This is a genomic window from Klebsiella sp. HC6, assembly GCF_022605325.1.
GTDB classification, from domain to species: domain Bacteria; phylum Pseudomonadota; class Gammaproteobacteria; order Enterobacterales; family Enterobacteriaceae; genus Klebsiella; species Klebsiella terrigena.
The window spans coordinates 1,826,305-1,847,663 of sequence record NZ_CP093276.1 but is presented as its reverse complement, the minus strand read 5'-3'; the positions used below and the strand labels follow the sequence as shown (position 1 = coordinate 1,847,663).

Below are 21,359 nucleotides of genomic sequence, written 5' to 3'. Positions count from 1 at the left end.
TCAGAACGGGTTGTTGCCGGAGAAGGGCTCGGCAATGGCTACGCCGAAATTTTTCAGCCGACAGGTGGCGGCGAACTCGTCCTGCATGTTGACAAACAGGCACGGCTCCCCTTCACACTCAACGATGGAGCAGTCGACTTCGATGTCGCTGAGCGCCTGGCTAAGCTTATGCATAACCGGCCACGCTTTCTCGCCGTCCGGGCTGAGTAACTTCAGCGCCACGAGGCTATTTTCGCTCTGCGCGCCGTTTTGCGGAATCGGTTCAACTCTTGAACCCGCAAAACCGGCCAGCCAGCGATAGCTTTGCGGCAGTCGGTGTACGATAGAGAGTTGCTGTGTATTCACCTGGTTTTCCCCGGAAGCAAAATGCTTCACAATAAATTTACATCAATATTAACACATTGTTGACAACTAGTCCTGTATCAGCGTGGAAAACGTTTACACCGACGCGGCGCCGGGGTTAACCGCTTATTATCCAGAACTTTATAGTTTCGCTGCGGAACCGATCGGGGCTATATGTACCCGTTTCTGTGATCCAAAACAACTTTTTTATCGCAACATTGCGACTTTTTACACTAATTGATTTTACATAAAAGAAACAAATAGCAGAATAACGAAGCCCGCCGCGGTTGATATGCATCAAAAAAGGGGCTGAATTAGCCCCCTTAAATGCGATTCAAAGCGCGACTTTTCGCCGCCGGCTGGCGTAGAGGTAGAAGAGAATGGAGCTGCTGGCGCAGAAAGCGATAGAGATCAGCATCGGCCAGGCGGTGGTGAAGGTTGCCATCGACAGCAGCGCCCCGACAATCGCGCCGATGCCGAAGCGGAAGGTTCCCGCCAGCGAAGAGGCCGTCCCGGCCATATGCGGGAACTCATCAAGAATGACCGCCATCGCGTTCGAGGAGACCATCGACACGCAGCCGATAAACGCGGCCACGCCGAACACCAGCGCCCAGAAGCCGACATCAAACAGCGCGCAGACTACCATCCACACGGCCATTGCGAACTGGATCCACAGCCCGGCGCGGAACATATTCAGCGCCCCAACCCGCCGGACAAAGCGGCTGTTAATCATGGTCATGACGAACAGGAAGGCCACGTTCAGCGCAAAGTAGTAGCCGAAGTGCTGCGGGGAAACGTGGTTAATCTTGATGTAAACAAACGGACCGGCGCTCAGAAATGAGAACATCCCGGCAAAGCTGAAGCCGCTCGCCAGCATATAGCTCAGCACGCGCTTGTGGCGGAACAGGGTGGCAAAGTTGCCGAGGGTCGTGCGAATGTGGAACTTCTGCCGCCGCTCCGGCGGCAGGGTCTCGCTAATGAAGAACGCGATCATTGCCGAAGCCAGCAGCGCCGCCACCGCAAGGATCCAGAATATCGCATGCCAGCTGAACCACACCAGCACCGCCCCGCCCACCATCGGCGCGACCAGCGGAGCGATGGTGGTGACCAGCATCACGAACGACATCATCCGCGAAAACTCTTCTTTCGGATAAATATCGCGCATCAGGGCGTTAATCACCACGCTCGCCGCCGCCGCCGCGAGGCCGTGGAAGAAGCGCATGGCGATCAGCATTTCGATGCTCTGCGACAGCGCGCAGGCCACCGCGGCGGCGGCAAAAATCAGCGTCCCCCCGAGGATAACCGGCTTACGGCCGATGCTGTCGGCCATCGGGCCGTACAGCAGCTGGCCAAAGGCAAAGCCCAGAATATAGGTACTGAGCGTCATCTGCGCGCTGCCGTCCGGCACGTTAAACTGCGCCGAGATCACCGGCAGCGCCGGGAGATACATATCGATCGACAGCGGCATGAGCATGGCCAGCAGGCCAAGAATAAACACAATCCCCAGGGAAGAATTCTGCTTTGCCGTCACGTTTTACTCCGCGCATGCTGAACGCCAACGCTGGCAATCTCTTCTTCCGTCAGCGGGCGATACTCGCCGGGCGCCAGAGAGTCGTCCATGGCGATCGCGCCGATTCGTTCACGATGCAGGCCGACAACGTGGTTGCCCACGGCGGCAAACATCCGCTTAACCTGATGGTAGCGCCCTTCGCTGATGGTCAGCCGGACTTCCGTCGGGGTAATCACTTCGAGAACCGCCGGCCGGGTCAGCTCTTTTTCATTGTGCAGCTGAACGCCCTGCGCGAACTGCTCCGCGGTGTTTTCAGCTACCGGGTTTTCCAGCGTCACCAGATAGGTTTTTTCGCAGTGGTGGCGCGGAGAGGTTATACGGTGCGACCACTGCCCGTCGTCGGTCATCAGCACCAGGCCGGTGGTGTCGATATCCAGACGCCCTGCGGCATGCAGCTTGTGCGCCACCGGCACGTCAAGAAAATAGAGCACCGTCGGGTGATCCGGATCGTCGGTAGAACAGACGTAACCCTGCGGCTTGTTAAGCATAAAGTAGCGCGGGCCGTTCTGCTGGGTAAGCGTATTGCCGTCATACTCAACGTCATGCTCCGGCTGAAGCTTGAACGAAGCATCTTTCACGATTTCACCATCCACCAGAACGCGGCTGCTGCGTATTTCACGTCCGGCAATAGCCCTGCTGACGCCAAGTTGCTGAGCGATAAACTTATCAAGTCGCATGAGATTTTTTTAGCCTGTAATAATGCTGGAGCGGGCAAGCGCCCGAAAAAGAAGAAATTCATTGGCTAGTATAACGGGCTCTTAACGCCACTCAAGGGAAAAGATTCGTGGCATACTATTTGCGAGTTAATTAACGCCTGTGAAGCCATGAATTTTACACTACGCCCCTACCAAAAAGAGGCGGTCGATGCCACCTTAGCCTGGTTTCGTCGCCACCATGAGCCCGCCGCTATCGTCCTGCCGACCGGGGCCGGCAAAAGCCTGGTCATTGCCGAACTGGCGCGTCTGGCCCGCGGCCGCGTGCTGGTTCTGGCGCACGTCAAAGAGCTGGTGGCGCAAAACCACGCTAAATATCTTGCCCTTGGCCTGGAAGCCGATATTTTTGCCGCCGGGCTGAAGCGCAAAGAGAGCCACGGTAAGGTGGTTTTCGGCAGCGTACAGTCGGTTGCCCGCAACCTTGAGCAGTTCCAGGGGGAGTTTTCGCTGCTGATCGTCGATGAGTGCCACCGCATCAGCGATGACGACGATAGTCAGTACCAGCAAATCATCGCCCACCTGCGGCAGGTCAATCCGCAGCTGCGCCTGCTTGGGCTCACCGCCACGCCGTTTCGCCTCGGCAAGGGCTGGATCTATCAGTTCCATTATCATGGTATGGTGCGCGGCGACGAGAAGGCGCTGTTTCGCGACTGCATCTATGAACTGCCGCTGCGCTACATGATTAAACACGGCTATCTGACGCCGCCGGAGCGGCTCGATATGCCGGTAGTGCAGTACGATTTCAGCCGCCTTCAGGCGCAGAGCAACGGCCTGTTCAGCGAGGCCGACCTCAATCACGAGCTGAAAAAACAGCAGCGCATTACGCCGCATATCGTCAGCCAGATTGTTGAGTTTGCCCAGACGCGAAAAGGGGTGATGATTTTCGCCTCCACGGTGGAGCACGCGCGGGAAATCACCGGTCTGCTGCCCGCAGGCGAGGCCGAACTGATTACCGGCGAAACGCCGGGCCCGCAGCGCGACCGCATTATTGAATCGTTTAAAGCCCAGCAATACCGCTATCTGGTCAACGTGGCGGTGCTGACCACCGGCTTTGACGCCCCGCATGTCGATCTCATCGCCATTCTGCGCCCGACCGAGTCGGTCAGCCTCTACCAGCAGATCGTCGGTCGCGGCCTGCGCCTGGCGCCGGGAAAAACCGACTGCCTGATCCTCGACTACGCCGGCAACCCGCACGACCTCTACGCGCCCGAAGTCGGGACGCCGAAAGGCAAGAGCGACAACGTGCCGGTGCAGGTCTTCTGCCCGGCCTGCGGTTTTGCCAATACCTTCTGGGGCAAAACCACCGCCGACGGGACGCTGATCGAACATTTTGGCCGCCGCTGTCAGGGCTGGTTTGAGGATGATGAGGGCCATCGCGAGCAGTGTGACTTTCGTTTTCGCTTTAAGAACTGCCCGCAGTGTAATGCGGAGAACGATATCGCCGCCCGCCGCTGCCGCGAGTGCGACACGATCCTCGTCGATCCCGATGATATGCTGAAGGCGGCGCTGAAGCTTAAAGACGCGCTGGTGCTGCGCTGTAGCGGCATGGATCTGCAGCACGGTGCCGACGACAAAGGCCCGTGGCTGAAAATTACCTATTACGATGAAGACGGCGCCGACGTCAGCGAGCGCTTCCGCCTGCAGACGCCCGCCCAGCGCACCGCGTTTGAACAGCTGTTTATTCGCCCGCACACCCGCACGCCCGGCGTGCCGCTGCGCTGGATAACCGCCGCCGATATCCTTGCTCAGCGGGGGCTGCTGCGCCATCCGGACTTTGTCGTCGCCCGCATGAAGGGGCAATACTGGCAGGTGCGGGAGAAAATGTTCGACTACCAGGGACGCTTCCGCCGGGCCAACGAACTGCGTTAATCGGCATTAAGGCTGAGGTTTTGATTGCCGTAAAAACCTCTGGCGGCTATAATGCCGCCCGCTTTTGCATTCGCAAAGCAGATCATCTGCCTGCTGCTGGGTCGCCTGTAGCAGGATTTAAATATAGAGAGACATCAATGTTTACTATCGACGCAGAAGTACGTAAAGAGCAGGGTAAGGGTGCGAGCCGCCGCCTGCGTGCAGCTAATAAATTCCCGGCCATCATTTATGGCGGCGAAGCTACTCCGGTAGCAATTGAGCTGGACCAGGACAAACTGTGGAACATTCAGGGTAAAGCTGAGTTCTACGGTGAAGTTCTGACCATCGTTATCGATGGCAAAGAAGAGAAAGTTAAGGTTCAGGCTGTTCAGCGTCACCCGTTCAAGCCAAAACTGTCTCACATCGACTTCGTTCGCGCTTAATAGCCGATAGCAGTTGTTGTATGAAACGCCCCGGTCCGCAAGGTCCGGGGCGTTTTGTTATGTGCTTTGCGCCCACAGAGCCGGCGCTAAATCGATAACCGTCTTCAGATCCTGGTGTTTGTTCATGCCCGGCTGCCAGAGCATCACCATCGTGACGTTCAGCCCCTGACTGCCGACCTCGGTGTCGATTTTACTCACCCCATCCCAGCGCTGCGCCTGAAGGTGATCGGCCAAAAATCCCCAGCCCTGCCCTTGCTGCATGGCGTGACGCAGCAGCGTGATTTCATTCATATACTGCGTATGGCCGGAGATCTGCAGCCGGCGGGCAATCTGATCGTCAGAGCGGCGATGCATCACCAGCTGCGGCACCAGCGCCAGGTTCAGCAGCGTCAGCGGCCTCGCATAGCCGGCAAACAGCCGCTCTGCGGCATAAAATCCCAGCTCAACGGTCCCCAGCGCGCGCCACTCCATCTCGCTGCCAAGGGTGCGGTTATTGGCCTGGCATAGCGCCAGGTCGGCATGGCCGTCGGCCAGCGCCTGCTCGGCTTCGCGACGCGATGCGCTCCAGCAGCTCATCCGCAGCTGGCGCTGCGCAAGATTATCGGCCAGCGCACAGAGAAAGCCACGCGGCACGAAAGGATCGTACGCCACCCTCAGCTCCTGCCAGGCCGTGCCCGGCAGCGTCCGGGCAAAGGATTCAAAGGCCTGCGCCTGACGCAGCAGCAGGTGCGCCTGGCGAAAAAGCTGCTCCCCCTCCGCGGTTAACGCGAGGCTGCGTCCGTGGCGCAGGAATAGCGCGTAGCCCAGCGCATCTTCCAGATAATCCAGCAGATCGCGTAGCGTGGTGCGATCTTTGCCGAGGCGAATCGCCGCCCGCGACAGCGAGCCCGTTTCGGCGACGGTGTCAAAAGCCTCAATTTGCGCAAAAGAGTACTGCAGCGTTTTCATACCATCCCATCCTTGCGGGGGAAAATCCCCCATCGGCTGATTTTAGCCTGCGGCCGACGATTTATATACTGCGCATCGGGTTGTAATGGCTAACAAGGAATTTCTGATGACAAGTATAAAAACGATCAAACCGCTGGCGCTGGCGCTGATGCTTACCGCCCTACCCGGCGCCGCGCTGGCGCAGGCCCAGCCGCAGCAGGAGTGCGGCGGCGTGCTGCTCGATACCTGCCCGACGCCGTTTGATAAAACGCTGCCGGCGGCTAAAGAGATGCTCACCTGGGATCGGACCGATCGGGTAATTGGTTTTCGTAACGACTATCGTAACTATGCCGGGGACGTCTTTCACCACGGCGCCTCCGCTGCGCTCCAGCAGGCGGATAAGCCGCTGACCAACGTCAGCTATACGCTAAACGGCCACACCTGGAACCTGCGGGACTACCTGAAGCGCCAGGACGTCACCGGTTTCCTGGTACTGAAAGAGGGTAAAATTGCCTATAAGTACCTCGGCGCCGGCAACACCGATACCACGCTGTGGACGTCGCGCTCGGTGGGCAAAGCGGTGGTCTCCACGCTGGTCGGTATCGCCATCCAGCAGGGGAAAATCCACTCTTTGGATGATCTGATTACCGATTATTAACCGGAGCTGAAGGGCAGCGCCTGGGACGGCGTCACCCTGAAGCAGCTTATCCAGCATACCTCCGGCGTAGAGTGGAATGAAGACTACACCAATCCGCAGTCCCACTTCGCGCGGCTGACCCAGTGCGAGGCGCATCCGGGGGCCTACGACTGCGTACGTAAGATCGTCGCCTCCCTGAAACGCGCGCATCCGGCCGGGGAGCAGTGGTCCTACTCCTCCGGCGGGGCGTGGCTGCTGGGGGATATCGTGGAGCGAGCAACCGGCATGTCGCTTGCCGCCTGGCTGGAGCAAACGCTATGGCGGCCTGGCGGCATGGCCCAGGATGGCGTGTGGCATGCCTATCAGCAAGGCAAGCACGATGTCGGCGCCCACGGCTTCAACGCCACGCTTGAAGACTGGGGACGCTTCGGTGAGTTTGTCGCCCGCGACGGACGCCTGGCCAACGGCAAATCGCTGGTGCCTGACGGCTGGTTCGATATGGCCTCCGCCTGGACTCAGGCGCAGAACTCGGTCTCCGCGGCGCACCCGGACGGAATTTACGGATTCCAGTGGTGGAATAACGCCATTCCGGCCAATGCCAAAAACGTCGAACCTACGGCTCAGCAGGGGCTGAAGGATTCCCTGTGGGCGCTCGGCATATATGGCCAGGTGATTATGGTCAATCGCGCTGAGCATCTGGTTATCGTCCAGTGGTCAACCTGGCCGCAGGCGGAGCCTTCGTTTAGCGCCCAGCCGCTGGAGGTCGCGCTGATGTACAGCGCTATCGCCCGCCAGCTGCGCTAGACCGTGTCGCTCTTTGCCCGTTCTGCGGCAAAGAGCGAGTCTGAATTGAGCGCCAGGTGCTGCAGCAGCATAATGGTTTTGGCATCCACGATCTCGCCGTCGCGGATAGCCTGCAGCGCCTGCTCCAGCGGCCACTCCAGCACTTCGATATCTTCCCCCTCTTCCGCCAGCCCGCCGCCGCTACTTTGCCGGTCGTCAGCCGAATATTCGGCAATAAAAAAGTACAGCTTTTCCGTGACCGAACCGGGGCTCATATAGGCCGTAAAAACGCGCTCAATGCGGGTCACCCGAAAGCCCGTCTCCTCCTGCGCTTCGGCGATAATTCGCTCTTCCGGGGAGGCGTTATCCAAAAGCCCGGCGGCGGCCTCAATTAAAAATCCGTCGTGGCCGTTAATCCAGACCGGAAAGCGAAACTGGCGGATGAGAACCACGGTTTTTTTCTCTCGGCTGTAGAGAAGAATAACGGCACCGTTTCCGCGGTCGTAGGCTTCGCGGCTCTGCTCCTGCCAGCGCCCGTCCCGCCGCAGCAGCTCAAAGGTATATGTTTTGAGCGTATACCAGTTATCGGATAGCAGCGTTTCGCGGATATTGCGAACGTATGGTGCGTCAATGTGCATGTTTTGCTCCTTACCAGGTGACAGAAGGCACCATAACATGCACAATCATGCACAATCATGCACAAACAAGATCAAACATGAAGGAAACCACATGCTCGCCAGCCAACGAAAGCAGCTCATTTTGCAGATTCTTAGCGCCGAGAAACAGGTCATGTCGGGGGAGCTCAGCCAGCGCTTTGGCGTCTCGGAGGACTCCATTCGTCGCGACTTACGCGAGCTGGCGGCGGAAGGGAAGCTGCAGCGGGTTCACGGCGGCGCGCTGCCGGCGTCGGCCGCCGTTGCCCCGATAGCAACGCGCAGAAGCGTGCAAATCGATTCAAAACAGGCGATTGCCCGCCGGGCGGCGGCGCTTATTCATCCGGGCCAGGTGGTTATCGTTGACGGCGGGACCACCACCACCGAGATGGTGAAGTTTCTGCCCGCCGATTTGGCCTGCACCATCGTGACCCACAGCCCCGGCATTGCCGTCGCGCTGGTCGATCGGCCGCTGATTGAGGTGATCCTGATCGGTGGCCGCCTGTTTAAACATTCGCTGGTCGCCGTCGGCGCCGCGGCGCTGGAAGGCATTGCGCGGATCAACGCCGATCTGTTTTTTATGGGCGTCACCGGCGTACATCATCATGCGGGTTTCACCACCGGGGACTATGAAGAAGCGGGCATTAAGCGGGCGCTGGCCGCGCGGGCGGCGGAAACCATCGTGATGGCCTCGCAGGAGAAGCTGAATTCGGCGTCGGCTTTTGCCATCGGCGAGCTGAGCCTTGCCGCTACGCTGGTGGTGGATAGCCCGGTGGATGAGATGCTGCAGGCGCGGCTGGCACAATGCGGCATTGAAACGATCCGCGCCGACGCGCAGTAAGGGAGAGAAATCCCCCCGGCCTGCGGCCGAGGGGATTGGTTTCAGCTTCCGCCGGAAGTCCGGCGCTGGAGCTGATCGCGCAGATTCGGCGGCGTGCCTTTGATGGTCAAGGTATCCGTCGCCGGGTCCCAGAACACGCGCTCGCCGAGCAGCATGGCATCAAAGTTGATCGTCAGCCCGCCGCCGCTGCCGGCAAACTTGGTGAGCTGCCGCAGAGTACTGCGATCCGCCGGGAAACTCTCTTCCAGCTCATATCCCTGTTCAGCGGTAAACTCCTGGAAGCTCTTCTCGCTCACGCCCGCCAGCTCTTTAGAGAGCGATTCAAGCTCGATCTCTTCTCCGGCCTGCAGCTGCTCGCTGCAGTAGGCGTAAACCTGCTGACGCACGTTCTGCCGCTCGGACTTATCCAGCTGCGCGTCGGCGGCAAAATCATCCACCGCCTGCAGCAGGCCGCGGTTCTGCGCTTTGGCGTTCAGCCCTTCGCTGGCACCGAGGAAATCCATAAAGAAATCGGCGACTTTGCGCCCTACCCGGCCCTTCAGGAAGGTCAGATAGCGGGTCGATTCCGGGTTCGTCTCCCACTCGGTTAAATCAATGCGCGCCACGATATCAGCATGATTGATGTCCAGGTAGTGGGTGGAGCTGATATCCAGCTCTTCGTTGACGCGCATGCTGCTCAGGTTGTTCAGCACCGCCACCAGCAGATACTCAACCGCCAGATAGCGATACTGGCAAAACAGAACGATCCCGCCTTCTGCGAAGGGATACTTCGCCAGCTCGTCGCGCAGACGACCGGTCGCCGCGCGGCTGAACGGCAGAAAATCTTCTTCACCTTTGCGCTGCAGGCGCAGCGCCTGGGCCAGCTCGCTCTCTTCATTAAACAGGCCATAGGCCTTGTTTTTTGCGCTGTAGACACGATGCAGCTCGGCCATCATCTCCACGACCGTCGCATTAGGCTCCAGCAGCGAATCGCGCAGCACCAGCTCAAGGTTTTGTTCATCACGTTTAATTAACTGATGCAGGGCAATCTGGTCGATATCCAGACTCATGTTAAACTCTCCTTTTAGACCGGGCGGTATTCAACCACCGCCGGGACGGCGACGCAACCGGCGCGTGACTCTTCGGCTAGCGGAGACTCGCGATCCTGCGCGCTTTTGCGCCGTGGCGAAAAAATGCGGAAAAAAAGCTGCTGCTACGGTAATATGTTGCCCTTTCACGAACAAACAGATTTTGACTTTTATGCCGCAATTATCCCGCTATAGTGATGAACACGTCGAACAGCTGCTCAGCGAGCTGACCAACGTGCTGGAAACACACAAAGCCCCCGTTGACCTTTCACTGATGGTGCTAGGCAATATGGTGACCAACCTGATCAATAGTAGCGTCGCGCCGGCGCAGCGTCAGGCGATCGCCCGTTCTTTTGCCCAGGCTCTGCAGTCCTCAATCAACGACGACCCGGCGCACTAAGGATAACCAACAACTTTATATGGTGACTCTTCGTCAGCCCTACCGAGAAAAAGTCTCCCAGATGGTCAGCTGGGGGCACTGGTTCGCCCTGTTCAACATGTTGTTGGCTATGGTGCTCGGCAGCCGCTATCTTTTTGTCGCCGACTGGCCAACGACGCTGGGCGGACGCATTTTTTCGTACGTCAGCCTCGTTGGTCACTTCAGTTTCCTGGTCTTTACCAGCTACGTACTGATCCTCTTTCCGCTAACCTTTGTCGTGATATCACAGCGGCTTATGCGCTTCCTGTCGGTCATTTTGGCCACCGCAGGAATGACGCTGCTGCTGATTGATAGCGAAGTTTTCACCCGCTTCCACCTGCATCTTAACCCTATCGTCTGGGAACTGGTTATTAACCCGGATCAGAACGAGATGGCGCGGGACTGGCAGCTGATGTTTATCAGCGTGCCGATTATCTTCCTGCTGGAAATGCTCTTTGCGACCTGGAGCTGGCAGAAGCTGCGCAGCCTGACGCGCCGCCGCCACTACGCGCGCCCCGTCGCCTGGCTTTTCTTTATCTCTTTTATCAGCAGCCACCTGATCTATATCTGGGCGGATGCTAATTTCTATCGTCCGATTACCATGCAGCGGGCGAACCTGCCGCTCTCCTATCCGATGACCGCGCGCCGCTTCCTTGAGAAACACGGCCTGCTGGACGCGCAGGATTACCAGCGTCGCCTGGTGGAGCAAGGCGCTCCGGAAGCCGTCTCAGTACAGTATCCGCTGAGCGATCTGCGCTATCGCGACCTCGGCGCCGGCTATAACGTGCTGCTGATTACCGTTGATAACCTGAACTACTCGCGTTTCGAGAAGAACATGCCGGAGCTTGCCGGCTTCGCCAAAGATAGCGTCAACTTTACCCAGCATATGAGCTCAGGCAACAGCACCGATAACGGTATTTTTGGCCTGTTCTACGGCATTTCACCAGGCTATATGGACGGCGTGCTGTCGGCCCGTATTCCGGCCGCGCTGATTACCGCACTCAACCAGCAGGGCTATCAGCTGGGCCTGTTCTCTTCCGACGGCTTCAGCAGCCCGCTCTATCGCCAGGCGCTGCTGTCCGACTTCTCGCTGCCGGTCGCCAAAACCCAAAGCGATGAGCAGACGGCAAATCAGTGGATTGGCTGGCTGAATCGCTACGCTCAGGATGAAAACCGCTGGTTCTCGTGGATTTCGCTCAACGGCACCTCGCTTGACGACGGCCAGCAGCAGAACTTCGTGCGCCGCTATAGCCGCGCGGCGGGCGAGGTCGATACGCAGATTGGCCGGGTGCTCAGCGCTCTTCGCGAGGCGGGCAAGCTGGATAACACGGTGGTTATCGTCACCGCCGGTCACGGCATGCCGCTTAATCCTCAGCACGGCAAGTTTGACTGGTCGAGAGATCAGCTGCAGGTTCCGCTGGTGATTCACTGGCCGGGCGTTCCGGCGCAGAATATCGCGACGCTGACCGATAACAAAGACGTGATGACCACGCTGATGCAGCGCCTGCTGCACGTCTCTACCCCGGCGAACGAGTATTCGCAGGGTGAGGACCTGTTTAGCCCTGCGCGCCGCCGCGGCTGGGTCACCGCGGCGAACGGCGATACGCTGGCGGTCACCTCACCGGAGGTCACCGTAGTGTTGAACCACAACGGAACCTACAGCACCTGGAATAGCGACGGTAAGAAGATCGACAATCGCAAACCGCAGCTCAGCCTGCTGCTGCAGATCCTGACGGATGAAAAGCGCTTTATCGCTAACTGATTGATTAATTATGAATCAATTGGTCGTTCCCCGCTTGCATTCGCCAGGAGAACGGGTAATATTACCGCCACGCGTCGGCACGTAGCGCAGCCTGGTAGCGCACCGTCATGGGGTGTCGGGGGTCGGAGGTTCAAATCCTCTCGTGCCGACCAAAAATCCCTGAGAAACCAGCCTTTTAAGGCTGGTTTTTTTATGCCTGTTTTTCGCCGGGGCGTTAACGAGTGGGCCCGGACAATAACCCCACGCTTACTCGCTATTCCTGCGTATCAGAACCTATAAAATATCCCCTCATCGGTTCTTTGTGCCCAAAAGGTGACGCAAACCTGCCCGCGGCGCCGCTCTTGAGCCGCGCCGCAAAATAAACTGCGATAGCGCTGATTGTAAATCGAGGAATAGCTTCTATCATTCGACTGTATCAGTCATACGCCAGGAAGATAAATATGAGAGTTAATGGAATTACCAAGGGATTTTTTATCCTGATTCTGCTGATAGTCAGCCTTGCCTTTTTTGATGTTCTTTCTCCCTATTACTCAGCCATTCTGTGGGCGGCGATTCTGGCCGTGATCTTCAATCCGGTGAAGAACAAGATCCGCGCTAAGCTTGGTGAACGTAATGGCCTGGCCTCACTGCTCACCGTGGCGATTATCTGCCTGATTGTCTTCACTCCGCTGGCGATTATTATCTCCTCGCTGGCGCTTGAGCTGAACGTGGTTTACACCAAGCTTGAGCACAATGACACCCAGTTTCCGTCGGTAGTGGCGAGCCTGTTTGCCCATCTCCCGGAGTGGGTCAGAAGCTTCCTCTCTGAGCATAATCTCGACAGCGCCGAGCAGATTCAGAAACAGCTCTCAGACGCGGCGCTGAAAGGAGGCCAGTACCTGGCTGGCAGCGCATTTCTGATTGGTAAAGGGACTTTCGGCTTTACCATTAGCTTTGGCGTCATGCTGTATCTGCTGTTTTTCCTGCTCAAGGATGGCCCGTATCTGGTGCTGCTGATCCTCGAATCCCTGCCGCTGTCGAATTACGTTAAGCAGCACCTGTTTGCCAAATTTGCCGCCGTCGCCAGGGCAACCGTGAAGGGTACCGTCGCCGTCGCTCTGGTCCAGGGCATCCTGGGCGGAATTGCCTTCTACGTTGCCGGAATTGACGGCAGCATTTTGTGGGGCGCGATCATGGCGTTTCTGTCGCTGATCCCGGCGGTAGGTTCAGCCATCGTCTGGGTTCCCGCGGCCATCTTCCTCTTCGCCACCGATCAGCTATGGCAAGGGGCGTTTGTCGTCGGCTTCTTCGTGATCGTTATCGGGCTGGTGGACAACATCCTGCGTCCGCTGCTGGTGGGTAAAGATACTAAAATGCCGGACTACATGATTCTGATCGCCACCCTCGGAGGAATGGAGATTTACGGTATTAACGGCTTTGTGATCGGTCCGCTGATCGCCGCGCTGTTTATCGCCTGCTGGAATCTGCTCTCAGGCCGCGAACACGCCGGTAATACCGATGAAATTGATGAAGAGTTTATCGAGGAAGGCAAGCTACCCCGCGACGAGTAAGCCGTTAGCGGCGCGACGTCAGCTGCCTTAGGCGGCGGCTGACAAAAACCAGGAGGAGCCGCCTGCCCCTCCTGGTGTTCGCGGCGCGAGCCATACTCTTATTTTGCGTAGCCTTTGAAAGTGCCGTTTTCAGTCACCGCAATCTTGCCGTTGGTATAAACAATAAAATTGTACAGCCCCTGCTGGTAGACCGTTGCCTTAGGCTCCTTCTCAATCACCGCAGCCGGTTTACCGTCAACGGTAATCCCGGTACCGGTGGACTTGATCTCCATCCCCGCAAAGTGCTTTACGTTACCCTTAGCGCCTTGTGCGTGCTGTACGGCGCTGGCAGCGTTCTCCATCGCCTGTTTCTCATAGGCGGCGTTAAGGGCAGCTTGTTTATTTTGCTCAGCTAAATAACAGGTATCTTTCGATACGCCTTTGGCTTCACAGCTGGCTAAACGCTGCGCCTCGGAGGTACAGCCCGCTAAGGCTGCCGTCATCCCCAGTACCGCGGCCAACATGGCTTTATTCACTTTCATCTATCATCACTCATATAAATAATCTAATTTTAATAACAATTCCGTTTCAATTAATTTCCCTGGTGAATCATTCTAAGCGGTGAATATTACGCGGCGCGACTGAAATAATTTCATGCGAAAATTAAGTTTTTCATTGATGATTATCAATGCTGGTTTCGCGAAGAAAAGCATGGTGCGATAAACCTATACAATTCAGTGGACAATAGTTCTTTAGTTAAGATTACTTTCAGTAAATTCCTATACACCACAACAATAAAACAGCATATCACGCTATTTTATATGCAAATATTGGTAAATAACTCTTACTAATAGCGCAAACAGTGATAGCCTTTTAGCGTTGAAGAACGATAACAAAGGATGATCGATCGTGAAAAAAATCGCTACGTTTGCTGTTTCCCTGCTGACCGTTGCCTGTGTCTCCACCAGCGCACTGGCCGCCGAACAGCCTCTGGAAAAGATTGCGCCCTATCCGAAAGCGGAGAAAGGCATGAAGCGTCAGGTGATCCAGCTGCCGCCGCAGCAGGACGAATCGGCCTATAAAGTTGAGCTGCTGATTGGCCAGACGCTGGAAGTCGACTGCAACCGCCATCGCCTGGGGGGTCAGCTGGAAAGCAAAACCCTCGAAGGCTGGGGCTACGACTATTTCGTCTTTGATAAAGTGACGTCGCCGGTTTCGACCATGATGGCCTGCCCGGACGGGAAGAAGGTGGAGAAGTTTGTCACCGCAGGGCTGGGTGACGCCGGCATGCTGCGCTACAACAGCAGGCTGCCGGTGGTGGTTTACACGCCGGATAACGTACAGGTGAAGTACCGAATCTGGCGAGCAGACGAAACTATCGGTAATGCCGTCGAGCGCTAACCGCGGGCAATAAGAAACCGGCGGCCAGGGCCGCCGGTTTTGCCTTCTACAGCGCGATATCCGCTATCGGTTTGCTATCCGTCAGCGGTTTCAGCTCTGCCTGAGGGGCTTTATCCGCGACTGAAACCGGCTCATAGCGCAGCTGCAGAACCTCGCTGGTCCACGCCAGCGCCTGCTCAATCGCCGCGGAATTGCCGTCGAGACGCAGGCCGTAGGAGGGAACGATCTCTTTCAGCTTCGCCTGCCAGGCGGCTGAATTTACCTTATCCTTAAAGACCGTTTCCATCAGCTGCAGCATAATCGGCGCGGCGGTCGAGGCGCCGGGCGATGCGCCCAGCAGCGCCGCAACGGTACCGTCATCATCGCTGACCACTTCGGTTCCCAGACGCAGCACGCCCTTCTTACCGTTGCGCTTAATGATCTGCACACGCTGGCCGGCCTGCCACAGGCGCCAGTCGCCTTTATTCGCTTCCGGATAGTATTCGCGCAGCGCCTCGTGGCGATCTTTATCTTTCTGCATCACCTGGCTAATCAGGTATTTCACCAGATCGAAATTATCCAGACCGACGTTGAGCATCGGCAGAATATTTGAGGTATTGGTCGATGCCAGAAGATCCCACAAAGAGCCGTTTTTCAGGAAACGGGTGGAGAAGGTTGCAAACGGCCCAAATAGCACCACCCGCTTACCGTCAATAATACGCGTATCAATATGCGGCACCGACATCGGCGGCGCCCCAACTTCGGCCTGACCGTAGACTTTTGCCAGATGGTGGTTAACGACTTCCGGATTTTCACACACCAGGAACTGGCCGCCAACCGGGAAGCCCGCGTACTCTTTAGCCTGGGGAATACCGGTTTCCTGCAGCAGCGTCAGCGCCGCGCCGCCGGCACCGATAAAGATAAATTTGGCTTTAATGACCCGCTTCTGGCGACGGTTATTCGCGTCCGCCAGAGTGACCGTCCAGCTCTTATCGGCGTTGCGCTTGAAGCGACGCACAACGGTGCCAAGCTGTAAGGAGAAGTTAGCGTGGGTCTGCAGGCCGGCAATCAGCTGGCGGGTAATTTCGCCGTAGTTGACGTCTGTGCCGACCTCGGTACGGGTCGCGGCAACCTTTTGCTGCGGATCGCGCCCTTCCATCACCAGCGGCGCCCACTCTTTAATTTGCTGATGATCTTCGGAATAGCGAATACCGCGGAACAGTTCGCTTTGCTGCAGAGCGGCGTAGCGCGCGCGCAGGAAGTTGACGTTATCTTCGCCCCACACAAAGCTCATGTGCGGTACGCTGTTGATAAATGATTTCGGCTTACTCAGAATGCCGCGCGTGACCTGGTGGGCCCAAAATTGACGAGAGATATGGAAGGATTCGTTGATATCGACCGCTTTGTCGATGTTGATCCCGCTGGCGGTCTGGGGCGTATAGTTCAGCTCCATCAGCGCCGCATGCCCGGTACCCGCGTTATTCCAGCCGTTCGAGCTCTCCTCAGCAACGCTGGACATCTGCTCGACCATGGTAATAGACCAATCCGGCTCCAGTTCCTGCAGCCAGGTTCCCAACGTGGCGCTCATGATGCCGCCGCCAATCAACAGTACATCCGTCTCTTGCTCATGGCGGGTGTTGGTCCGAGGTGTATTTGAACCAACCGCCGGTGAGCTGGGTACGGCCATCTTTTTCTTCATCGAATTTGAGCCTTACTTTACTCGCTTTTTTTATTTAGCGCAGGTGACACGATTATCAGGAATCAAAGTAACACTGAAGATAAAAAATTTAAATATTGTTTAAAATTTAAGTTGAGTTTTGAGATCTGTTATAAAAATGTTTAATAAATGTGTACCACAAATCACATTTTGTACTGGTATAAGCGGCGCGACCGCGCTATCATCCTCCGTTTTGTGACAGACCGCACGCAAGCTCAGGCTTACTCGTCCCGGCTTAAACTAACCTGCGAACTTCCTATGCCTCAGGCTCCAGACCACGCTACGTCCGCTTCAACAGGCGCCATTCGCCACGTACTTCGTTCACCATCGCTGTTCACACGAGAGGCTCTGGCAGGCGTTCTGACCGCTCTGGCTCTGATTCCGGAGGTTATCTCCTTTTCAGTGATTGCCGGCGTTGACCCCAAGGTCAGCCTGATTGCGTCCGTTGTGCTGTGCCTTGCGATGTCGGTACTCGGCGGCAGGCCCGCAATGGTTACCGCCGCCGCCGGGTCGGTGGCGCTGGTGATTGGGCCGATGGTGCATCAACACGGCGTCGGCTACATCCTGCCCGCCGTCATTTTGGCCGGTATTATTCAAATTTTGTTTGGTTTGGGCGGCATGGCGCGGCTGATGCGGTTTATACCGCAGGCGGTGATGACCGGCTTCGTCAACGCGCTGGGGATTCTGATCTTTTTCGCCCAGGTTCCCCATTTTTGGAGCAAGCAGCCGCTGATCCTCGGCCTGTTCGTCCTGACGCTGCTGATTGTCCTCTGGGCGCCGCGCTATATTAAAGCGATCCCCGCGCCGCTGATTGCCATCGTGGTGTTAACCCTGTTTACCGTCACCACCGGGCAGCTGCTGCCTACCGTCGGCGATGAGGGCTCAATGAGCGGCGGGCTTCCTGGGTTCACCGCCCTGCTGGTGCCGCTCAATCTCGACACCCTGCAAATTATCTGGCCCTGCGCCCTGAGCATTGCCTTTGTCGGCCTGATGGAGTCGCTGCTGACCGCCAAATTAGTCGATGACCTGACCCAGACCCCGTCCAGCAAAGCGCGCGAGAGCGCCGGGCTGGGCATCGCCAATATTCTTGCCGGACTCTACGGCGGCATCGCCGGCTGCGCAATGATTGGTCAGACCATTGTTAACGTTGAAATGGGTAAAGGCCGCAGCCGCGTCTCCACCCTCGCCGCCGGCGCGGTGCTGCTGCTGCTGGTCACCGTGCTGAGCGAAGTAATGGCAAAAATTCCGATGGCGGTACTGGCCGGAGTGATGGTCATTGTGGCGGCCAAAACCTTCAGCTGGCACAGCCTTCGTCCGGCCGAGCTGAAGCGTAATCCGTGGCCGGAAACGCTGGTCATGCTGGTGACCGTTGCCGCAACGGTAGGCACCAGCAATCTGGCTATTGGCGTTCTGGCAGGCCTGGTGGCGATGGCGCTGATCCCGCGCAGGCTGCGCGGCAGGCCGTCGACTACATCAGGAAAATCGTCGCCAGACCGAGAAAAATAAAGAAGCCGCCGGTATCGGTGATGGCGGTGATCATCACGCTGGAGCCGACCGCCGGGTCGCGTCCCAGCTTCACCATCACCATCGGGATAATCACCCCCATCATCGCCGCCATCAGCAGGTTGAGCATCATCGCCAGCGTCATCACGGCGCCGAGCTGCGGATCGCTGTAGAGCCACCAGGTTACGGCGCCCATAATCCCGCCCCACACCAGGCCGTTAATCACCGCAACCCCCATTTCGCGCAGGATCAGGAACGAGAAGCTTCCCGGCTGAATGTGCTGCAGCGCCATCGCCCGTACGATCATGGTGATGGTTTGGTTTCCGGTGTTACCGCCGATCCCGGCGACGATCGGCATCAGCGACGCCAGCGCCACCAGCTGCGAAATCGTATGCTCAAAGCCGTCGATTACCCGCGAGGCGATAAACGCGGTGCACAGGTTGACCGCCAGCCACGCCCAGCGCGTTTTCACCGCTTTGCTCACCGGGGCGAAAACGTCGTCATCGTTGCTCAGCCCCCCCATTCGACGTAAATCGTTATCGGTCTCTTCATACACCACGTCCACGATTTCGTCGATGGTCAGGCGCCCCATCAGCTTGCCGTCGGCATCAATCACCGCGGCGCTCAGCAGGTTGTCACGTTCAAAGGTGCGCGCGACCTTCTCCGCCTCTTCGTGCGGCTGAAAGGTCACAGGATCGCCTTCCATGACTTCTCCTACCCGCTTCTGCGCATCGTTGAGCAGGATGGTCTGCAGCTCCAGCTCGCCAAGCAGCAGCTTGTTGCGGGTGGTGACAAACAGCTTATCGGTGTTTTCCGGCATTTTGCCTAACCGCCGCAGATAGCGCTGCACCGCGGCGAGCGTCGCCTCCGGGCGAACGGTGATCACCTCAAACTCCATGATCGCGCCGACGGTATTGTCGGCGTAGCGCATCATCTGACGGATACGCGCGCGCCTCTCTGCCGGCATCTCCGCCAGCAGGCGTGCGGTCAGGTCTTGCGGCAGATGCTGCAGGATATAGACCTGCTCATCAATATCCAGATTTTGCAGCGTAAACAGCAGCTCACGATCGCTCATCTTATCGATGAGGTCGCCCCAGACGCTTTCCGACGCCTCAAGCAGCACTTCACCGCGTTTATCGCCGGCAACCAGCCGCCACAGCGCGTTACGCGCGTCGTAAGGCAGCGCCTCGAGGGCATCGGCAAGATCCGGCGGCGGCAGGTGGGAAACCAACACTTCCACTTCCGCCAGATCGTCGGCAAGGGTGCCGTCGTCATAGCGTTCAGCCAGCGTTAATTTGCCCAACAGCGAGGAGGTAACGGCTTTATCAGTGCTCAGCAGCCAAATGAGGCGGGCGCGCTCTTCGTCGCGCAATCTGGCGCTTTTTTTATGCAAAACGGACATCGGTCAGGCAATCCTTGTGAGAATAGTTGGCCGACCAGCAGGCCAGGTGCCCTAAGCATAGCGCGAGGAGGGGGAAATAATAACCGCCGGCGGGTTCGTCCGGCGGAAAAATCAACAATAGCGCCCGCCGTGGGTCGGCAGGCGCGGCTTTCAGGCGGTGCGGGAGACCGCATCGCGGGTCGCCAGCTCGCGCTCCAGGCCCGTCAGCTCCGCCAGCTGGCCGGCGCGCATCTCCAGCAGGCGATCGGCATGCTGAAAATAGTGATCGTCGTGGCTGATAGCGAAAATAGTTTTACCCATCTGCTGCATCAGCGGCAGCAGCACCTGATAAAACTCGCGGCGGAAGTGCGGATCCTGATCCGCCGCCCACTCATCAAGCAGGATGATATCGCGATCTTCAGCCAGGGCCAGCAGCAGCGCCACGCGCTTTTTCTGCCCCTTGGAGAGCTTCAGATCGAGGATCCTGCCGTTATCCAGCCGCAGCTTATGCGTCATTTTCAGGTACTCCATCCACTGGCTCACCCGCGCAGGATCGGCCGCTTTTCCCTCCGGCCCCAGCAGCTGGTCAAACAGCCAGACGTCGGTAAATACCGCCGAGAAGAGCTTACGATAGTCTTCCGGCCGGTCTACCGCCAGCGCCTCGCCGTCCAGCAGGATCTGACCGGAAGCCGGCTGATACAGCCCGGTCAGCAGCATCGCCAGCGTCGACTTGCCGCTGCCGTTGCCGCCGATAAGGAACACCAGCTCGCCGCGTTTCAGGGTCATATTGACAGGCCCGACGGCGAAGCTGTTGTCCGGGTAATGGAAGCAGACGTCGCGCAGCTCCAGGGTTTGCCAGTGCGGGTGCGCCTGCGGCTGCGGGAATTCGGCACGGTACGGCGCCAGGGAGAATTTGTGCAGCTTATTGAAGGCAACCTGGGCGCTGAGCAGCGTCGGCAGCGCGCCCACGGCGGAAAGCAGCGGCGTGCGCAGGAACAACAGGGTCAAAGAGTAGGTCGCCGCCACGGCGGTATTCGCCCAGCCGAGGCCGTTGGCCATCCAGAACACCAGGCCAATGGCGCCGAGCATCATAATGTTCGACCAGTTTACCGCGCTGAGGTGGAAGGTATCAGCCCGGATAATATGGCGACGATACTCGCGTGCGTCCGGCAGATAGAGATGATTAAACACGTATTCGGCGCGCTCGCGATTGAGCGTCAGCTCTTTGCGCCCTTCCAGCACCGTCTGATAGTCGTGGTATAGCTTGTCTTCGGTCTCCCGCAGCGTTGCCATATGCTTATAAACGCGTGATACCAGCATAAATCCGCCCCAGATGGTTATCGCCATCCACAGCGCGGTCACCATCATCATTTTTCCCGACAGCCACGCCAGATAGGCGGCGGAACCAAAGGTCAGGATAATGCCCTGCACCAGTTCGGGCAGGCGCACAAAGGCGATGGTAATGTTGCGTACGTCGCTGGTTAAGCCGGCAAGCAGCGAGGCGCTGCCGATCTTCTCAACCTGCTCGATTTGGGTGTCGAGGATGCGCTTAATGAACTCCCCGCGCAGGCGGAAAACAAAATGGTGCCCAAGGGTCGTCAGCGCCAGCTGTGAGCCCAGCGTCACCGCCATCAGCAGCAGCAGCAGGCCGAGAAACTCCGGCAGCACCGTCAGCGAGGTATCAACAACGGTCATCAGCCGCTGATTGATAAAGGCAATAAGCCCGATCCCCAGCGCCGCGCTGAGCAGGCTCAGGGCAATGACGGAAATAAACGGCCAGCGATACTGGCGCCAAACAAGAAGAAGAAGTTCCATAACAGCAATCCGGGCAAGCAAAACAGCCAG

The 21,359-nt window shown here is 57.7% G+C and carries 18 protein-coding genes, 1 tRNA gene and 1 pseudogene; 10 read left to right on the top strand and 10 right to left on the bottom strand.

All coding sequences use genetic code 11. The features are described from left to right. From MMW58_RS09110 to rsuA, 3 genes are all read right to left on the bottom strand, one after another. Positions 1–345, bottom strand: a complete 345-nt coding sequence (locus MMW58_RS09110) for a YejG family protein (protein ID WP_041147706.1) — start codon at positions 343–345, stop codon at positions 1–3. Positions 346–676: 331 nt separating this feature from the next. Continuing rightward, positions 677–1,873 (bottom strand): Bcr/CflA family multidrug efflux MFS transporter, encoded by a 1,197-nt coding sequence (locus MMW58_RS09105; RefSeq protein ID WP_133599147.1) that lies wholly within the window; start codon positions 1,871–1,873, stop codon positions 677–679. After that, on the bottom strand, positions 1,870–2,589 hold the full coding sequence (gene rsuA / locus MMW58_RS09100) for a 16S rRNA pseudouridine(516) synthase RsuA (RefSeq protein ID WP_045855922.1): 720 nt from the start codon (positions 2,587–2,589) through the stop codon (positions 1,870–1,872). Before rsuA ends, MMW58_RS09105 begins: the two co-directional genes overlap by 4 nt. A 147-nt stretch (positions 2,590–2,736) precedes the next feature. Between rsuA and MMW58_RS09095 the strand changes: the two genes are divergently transcribed. Together MMW58_RS09095 and rplY are read left to right on the top strand one after the other, a co-directional pair. Beyond that, complete coding sequence (locus MMW58_RS09095; RefSeq protein ID WP_133599149.1) at positions 2,737–4,494, top strand: DEAD/DEAH box helicase; 1,758 nt, start codon at positions 2,737–2,739, stop codon at positions 4,492–4,494. 137 nt (positions 4,495–4,631) lie between these two features. After that, positions 4,632–4,916, top strand: a complete 285-nt coding sequence (rplY, locus tag MMW58_RS09090) for a 50S ribosomal protein L25 (protein ID WP_095100671.1) — start codon at positions 4,632–4,634, stop codon at positions 4,914–4,916. Between the two features lie 57 nt (positions 4,917–4,973). On the opposite strand, the gene MMW58_RS09085 is transcribed toward rplY, so the two are convergent. Continuing rightward, positions 4,974–5,864 carry a LysR family transcriptional regulator gene (locus tag MMW58_RS09085; protein WP_241723155.1) on the bottom strand — a complete coding sequence of 297 codons (891 nt, stop codon included), beginning with the start codon at positions 5,862–5,864 and terminating at the stop codon, positions 4,974–4,976. A gap of 106 nt (positions 5,865–5,970) precedes the next feature. Between MMW58_RS09085 and MMW58_RS09080 the strand changes: the two are divergent. Further along, a pseudogene (locus tag MMW58_RS09080) lies at positions 5,971–7,284 on the top strand (serine hydrolase domain-containing protein). On the opposite strand, the gene MMW58_RS09075 reads toward MMW58_RS09080, so the two are convergent. Then, the gene (locus MMW58_RS09075) at positions 7,281–7,901 is read right to left on the bottom strand and encodes an NUDIX domain-containing protein (RefSeq protein WP_241723154.1); all 621 of its coding nucleotides are present in this window, start codon (positions 7,899–7,901) and stop codon (positions 7,281–7,283) included. The pseudogene MMW58_RS09080 and the gene MMW58_RS09075 sit on opposite strands and share 4 nt — an antisense overlap. A 91-nt stretch (positions 7,902–7,992) precedes the next feature. Between MMW58_RS09075 and MMW58_RS09070 the strand changes: the two genes are divergently transcribed. Further along, positions 7,993–8,757 carry a DeoR/GlpR family DNA-binding transcription regulator gene (locus MMW58_RS09070; protein WP_133599154.1) on the top strand — a complete coding sequence of 255 codons (765 nt, stop codon included), beginning with the start codon at positions 7,993–7,995 and terminating at the stop codon, positions 8,755–8,757. A gap of 41 nt (positions 8,758–8,798) precedes the next feature. Here MMW58_RS09070 and yejK read toward each other — a convergent pair whose 3' ends face one another. After that, positions 8,799–9,806: a nucleoid-associated protein YejK gene (yejK, locus tag MMW58_RS09065; RefSeq protein ID WP_133599157.1), complete on the bottom strand. Its 1,008-nt coding sequence runs from the start codon at positions 9,804–9,806 to the stop codon at positions 8,799–8,801. Between the two features lie 190 nt (positions 9,807–9,996). On the opposite strand from yejK, the gene MMW58_RS09060 reads away from it, so the two are divergent. The 4 genes from MMW58_RS09060 (at position 9,997) to MMW58_RS09045 (ending at position 13,554) form a co-directional block, all read left to right on the top strand. After that, the gene (locus MMW58_RS09060) at positions 9,997–10,224 is read left to right on the top strand and encodes a YejL family protein (protein WP_015583825.1); all 228 of its coding nucleotides are present in this window, start codon (positions 9,997–9,999) and stop codon (positions 10,222–10,224) included. Positions 10,225–10,243: 19 nt separating this feature from the next. Beyond that, positions 10,244–12,004, top strand: a complete 1,761-nt coding sequence (gene yejM, locus MMW58_RS09055) for an LPS biosynthesis-modulating metalloenzyme YejM (protein ID WP_159236731.1) — start codon at positions 10,244–10,246, stop codon at positions 12,002–12,004. A 75-nt stretch (positions 12,005–12,079) separates the two neighbouring features. Further along, positions 12,080–12,156, top strand: a tRNA-Pro gene (locus MMW58_RS09050). Between the two features lie 288 nt (positions 12,157–12,444). Next, on the top strand, positions 12,445–13,554 hold the full coding sequence (locus MMW58_RS09045) for an AI-2E family transporter (RefSeq protein WP_133599161.1): 1,110 nt from the start codon (positions 12,445–12,447) through the stop codon (positions 13,552–13,554). A 98-nt stretch (positions 13,555–13,652) separates the two neighbouring features. Here the strand turns inward: MMW58_RS09045 and MMW58_RS09040 are convergent, their stop codons facing one another. Next, on the bottom strand, positions 13,653–14,075 hold the full coding sequence (locus tag MMW58_RS09040) for a hypothetical protein (RefSeq protein ID WP_133599163.1): 423 nt from the start codon (positions 14,073–14,075) through the stop codon (positions 13,653–13,655). Between the two features lie 367 nt (positions 14,076–14,442). Here MMW58_RS09040 and eco point away from each other — a divergent pair, with 367 nt between their 5' ends. Beyond that, the gene (eco, locus tag MMW58_RS09035) at positions 14,443–14,934 is read left to right on the top strand and encodes a serine protease inhibitor ecotin (RefSeq protein WP_041146517.1); all 492 of its coding nucleotides are present in this window, start codon (positions 14,443–14,445) and stop codon (positions 14,932–14,934) included. A 46-nt stretch (positions 14,935–14,980) separates the two neighbouring features. On the opposite strand, the gene mqo is transcribed toward eco, so the two are convergent. Next, on the bottom strand, positions 14,981–16,612 hold the full coding sequence (gene mqo / locus MMW58_RS09030) for a malate dehydrogenase (quinone) (protein ID WP_133599165.1): 1,632 nt from the start codon (positions 16,610–16,612) through the stop codon (positions 14,981–14,983). 276 nt (positions 16,613–16,888) lie between these two features. On the opposite strand from mqo, the gene MMW58_RS09025 reads away from it, so the two are divergent. Beyond that, on the top strand, positions 16,889–18,136 hold the full coding sequence (locus tag MMW58_RS09025) for a SulP family inorganic anion transporter (protein ID WP_133599167.1): 1,248 nt from the start codon (positions 16,889–16,891) through the stop codon (positions 18,134–18,136). Here MMW58_RS09025 and mgtE read toward each other — a convergent pair. Together mgtE and MMW58_RS09015 are read right to left on the bottom strand one after the other, a co-directional pair. Continuing rightward, entirely contained in the window at positions 18,099–19,535 is a 1,437-nt protein-coding gene (mgtE, locus tag MMW58_RS09020) for a magnesium transporter (protein ID WP_241723153.1), read from the bottom strand. The two genes, MMW58_RS09025 and mgtE, sit on opposite strands and share 38 nt — an antisense overlap. Before the next feature lie 150 nt (positions 19,536–19,685). Continuing rightward, positions 19,686–21,329 (bottom strand): multidrug ABC transporter permease/ATP-binding protein, encoded by a 1,644-nt coding sequence (locus MMW58_RS09015; protein WP_241723152.1) that lies wholly within the window; start codon positions 21,327–21,329, stop codon positions 19,686–19,688. Positions 21,330–21,359: the final 30 nt, after the last annotated feature.

What these genes read in the sequence shown, in the direction of transcription:
- rsuA (WP_045855922.1), bottom strand. Translation starts at nt 2,589, where the DNA reads ATGCGACTTGATAAGTTTATCGCTCAGCAACTTGGCGTCAGCAGGGCT.
- MMW58_RS09075 (WP_241723154.1), bottom strand. Translation starts at nt 7,901, where the DNA reads ATGCACATTGACGCACCATACGTTCGCAATATCCGCGAAACGCTGCTA.
- MMW58_RS09085 (WP_241723155.1), bottom strand. Translation starts at nt 5,864, where the DNA reads ATGAAAACGCTGCAGTACTCTTTTGCGCAAATTGAGGCTTTTGACACC.
- MMW58_RS09045 (WP_133599161.1), top strand. Translation starts at nt 12,445, where the DNA reads ATGAGAGTTAATGGAATTACCAAGGGATTTTTTATCCTGATTCTGCTG.
- yejK (WP_133599157.1), bottom strand. Translation starts at nt 9,806, where the DNA reads ATGAGTCTGGATATCGACCAGATTGCCCTGCATCAGTTAATTAAACGT.
- mgtE (WP_241723153.1), bottom strand. Translation starts at nt 19,535, where the DNA reads ATGTCCGTTTTGCATAAAAAAAGCGCCAGATTGCGCGACGAAGAGCGC.
- MMW58_RS09060 (WP_015583825.1), top strand. Translation starts at nt 9,997, where the DNA reads ATGCCGCAATTATCCCGCTATAGTGATGAACACGTCGAACAGCTGCTC.
- MMW58_RS09070 (WP_133599154.1), top strand. Translation starts at nt 7,993, where the DNA reads ATGCTCGCCAGCCAACGAAAGCAGCTCATTTTGCAGATTCTTAGCGCC.
- MMW58_RS09040 (WP_133599163.1), bottom strand. Translation starts at nt 14,075, where the DNA reads ATGAAAGTGAATAAAGCCATGTTGGCCGCGGTACTGGGGATGACGGCA.
- MMW58_RS09015 (WP_241723152.1), bottom strand. Translation starts at nt 21,329, where the DNA reads ATGGAACTTCTTCTTCTTGTTTGGCGCCAGTATCGCTGGCCGTTTATT.
- mqo (WP_133599165.1), bottom strand. Translation starts at nt 16,612, where the DNA reads ATGAAGAAAAAGATGGCCGTACCCAGCTCACCGGCGGTTGGTTCAAAT.
- rplY (WP_095100671.1), top strand. Translation starts at nt 4,632, where the DNA reads ATGTTTACTATCGACGCAGAAGTACGTAAAGAGCAGGGTAAGGGTGCG.
- MMW58_RS09025 (WP_133599167.1), top strand. Translation starts at nt 16,889, where the DNA reads ATGCCTCAGGCTCCAGACCACGCTACGTCCGCTTCAACAGGCGCCATT.
- MMW58_RS09095 (WP_133599149.1), top strand. Translation starts at nt 2,737, where the DNA reads ATGAATTTTACACTACGCCCCTACCAAAAAGAGGCGGTCGATGCCACC.
- yejM (WP_159236731.1), top strand. Translation starts at nt 10,244, where the DNA reads ATGGTGACTCTTCGTCAGCCCTACCGAGAAAAAGTCTCCCAGATGGTC.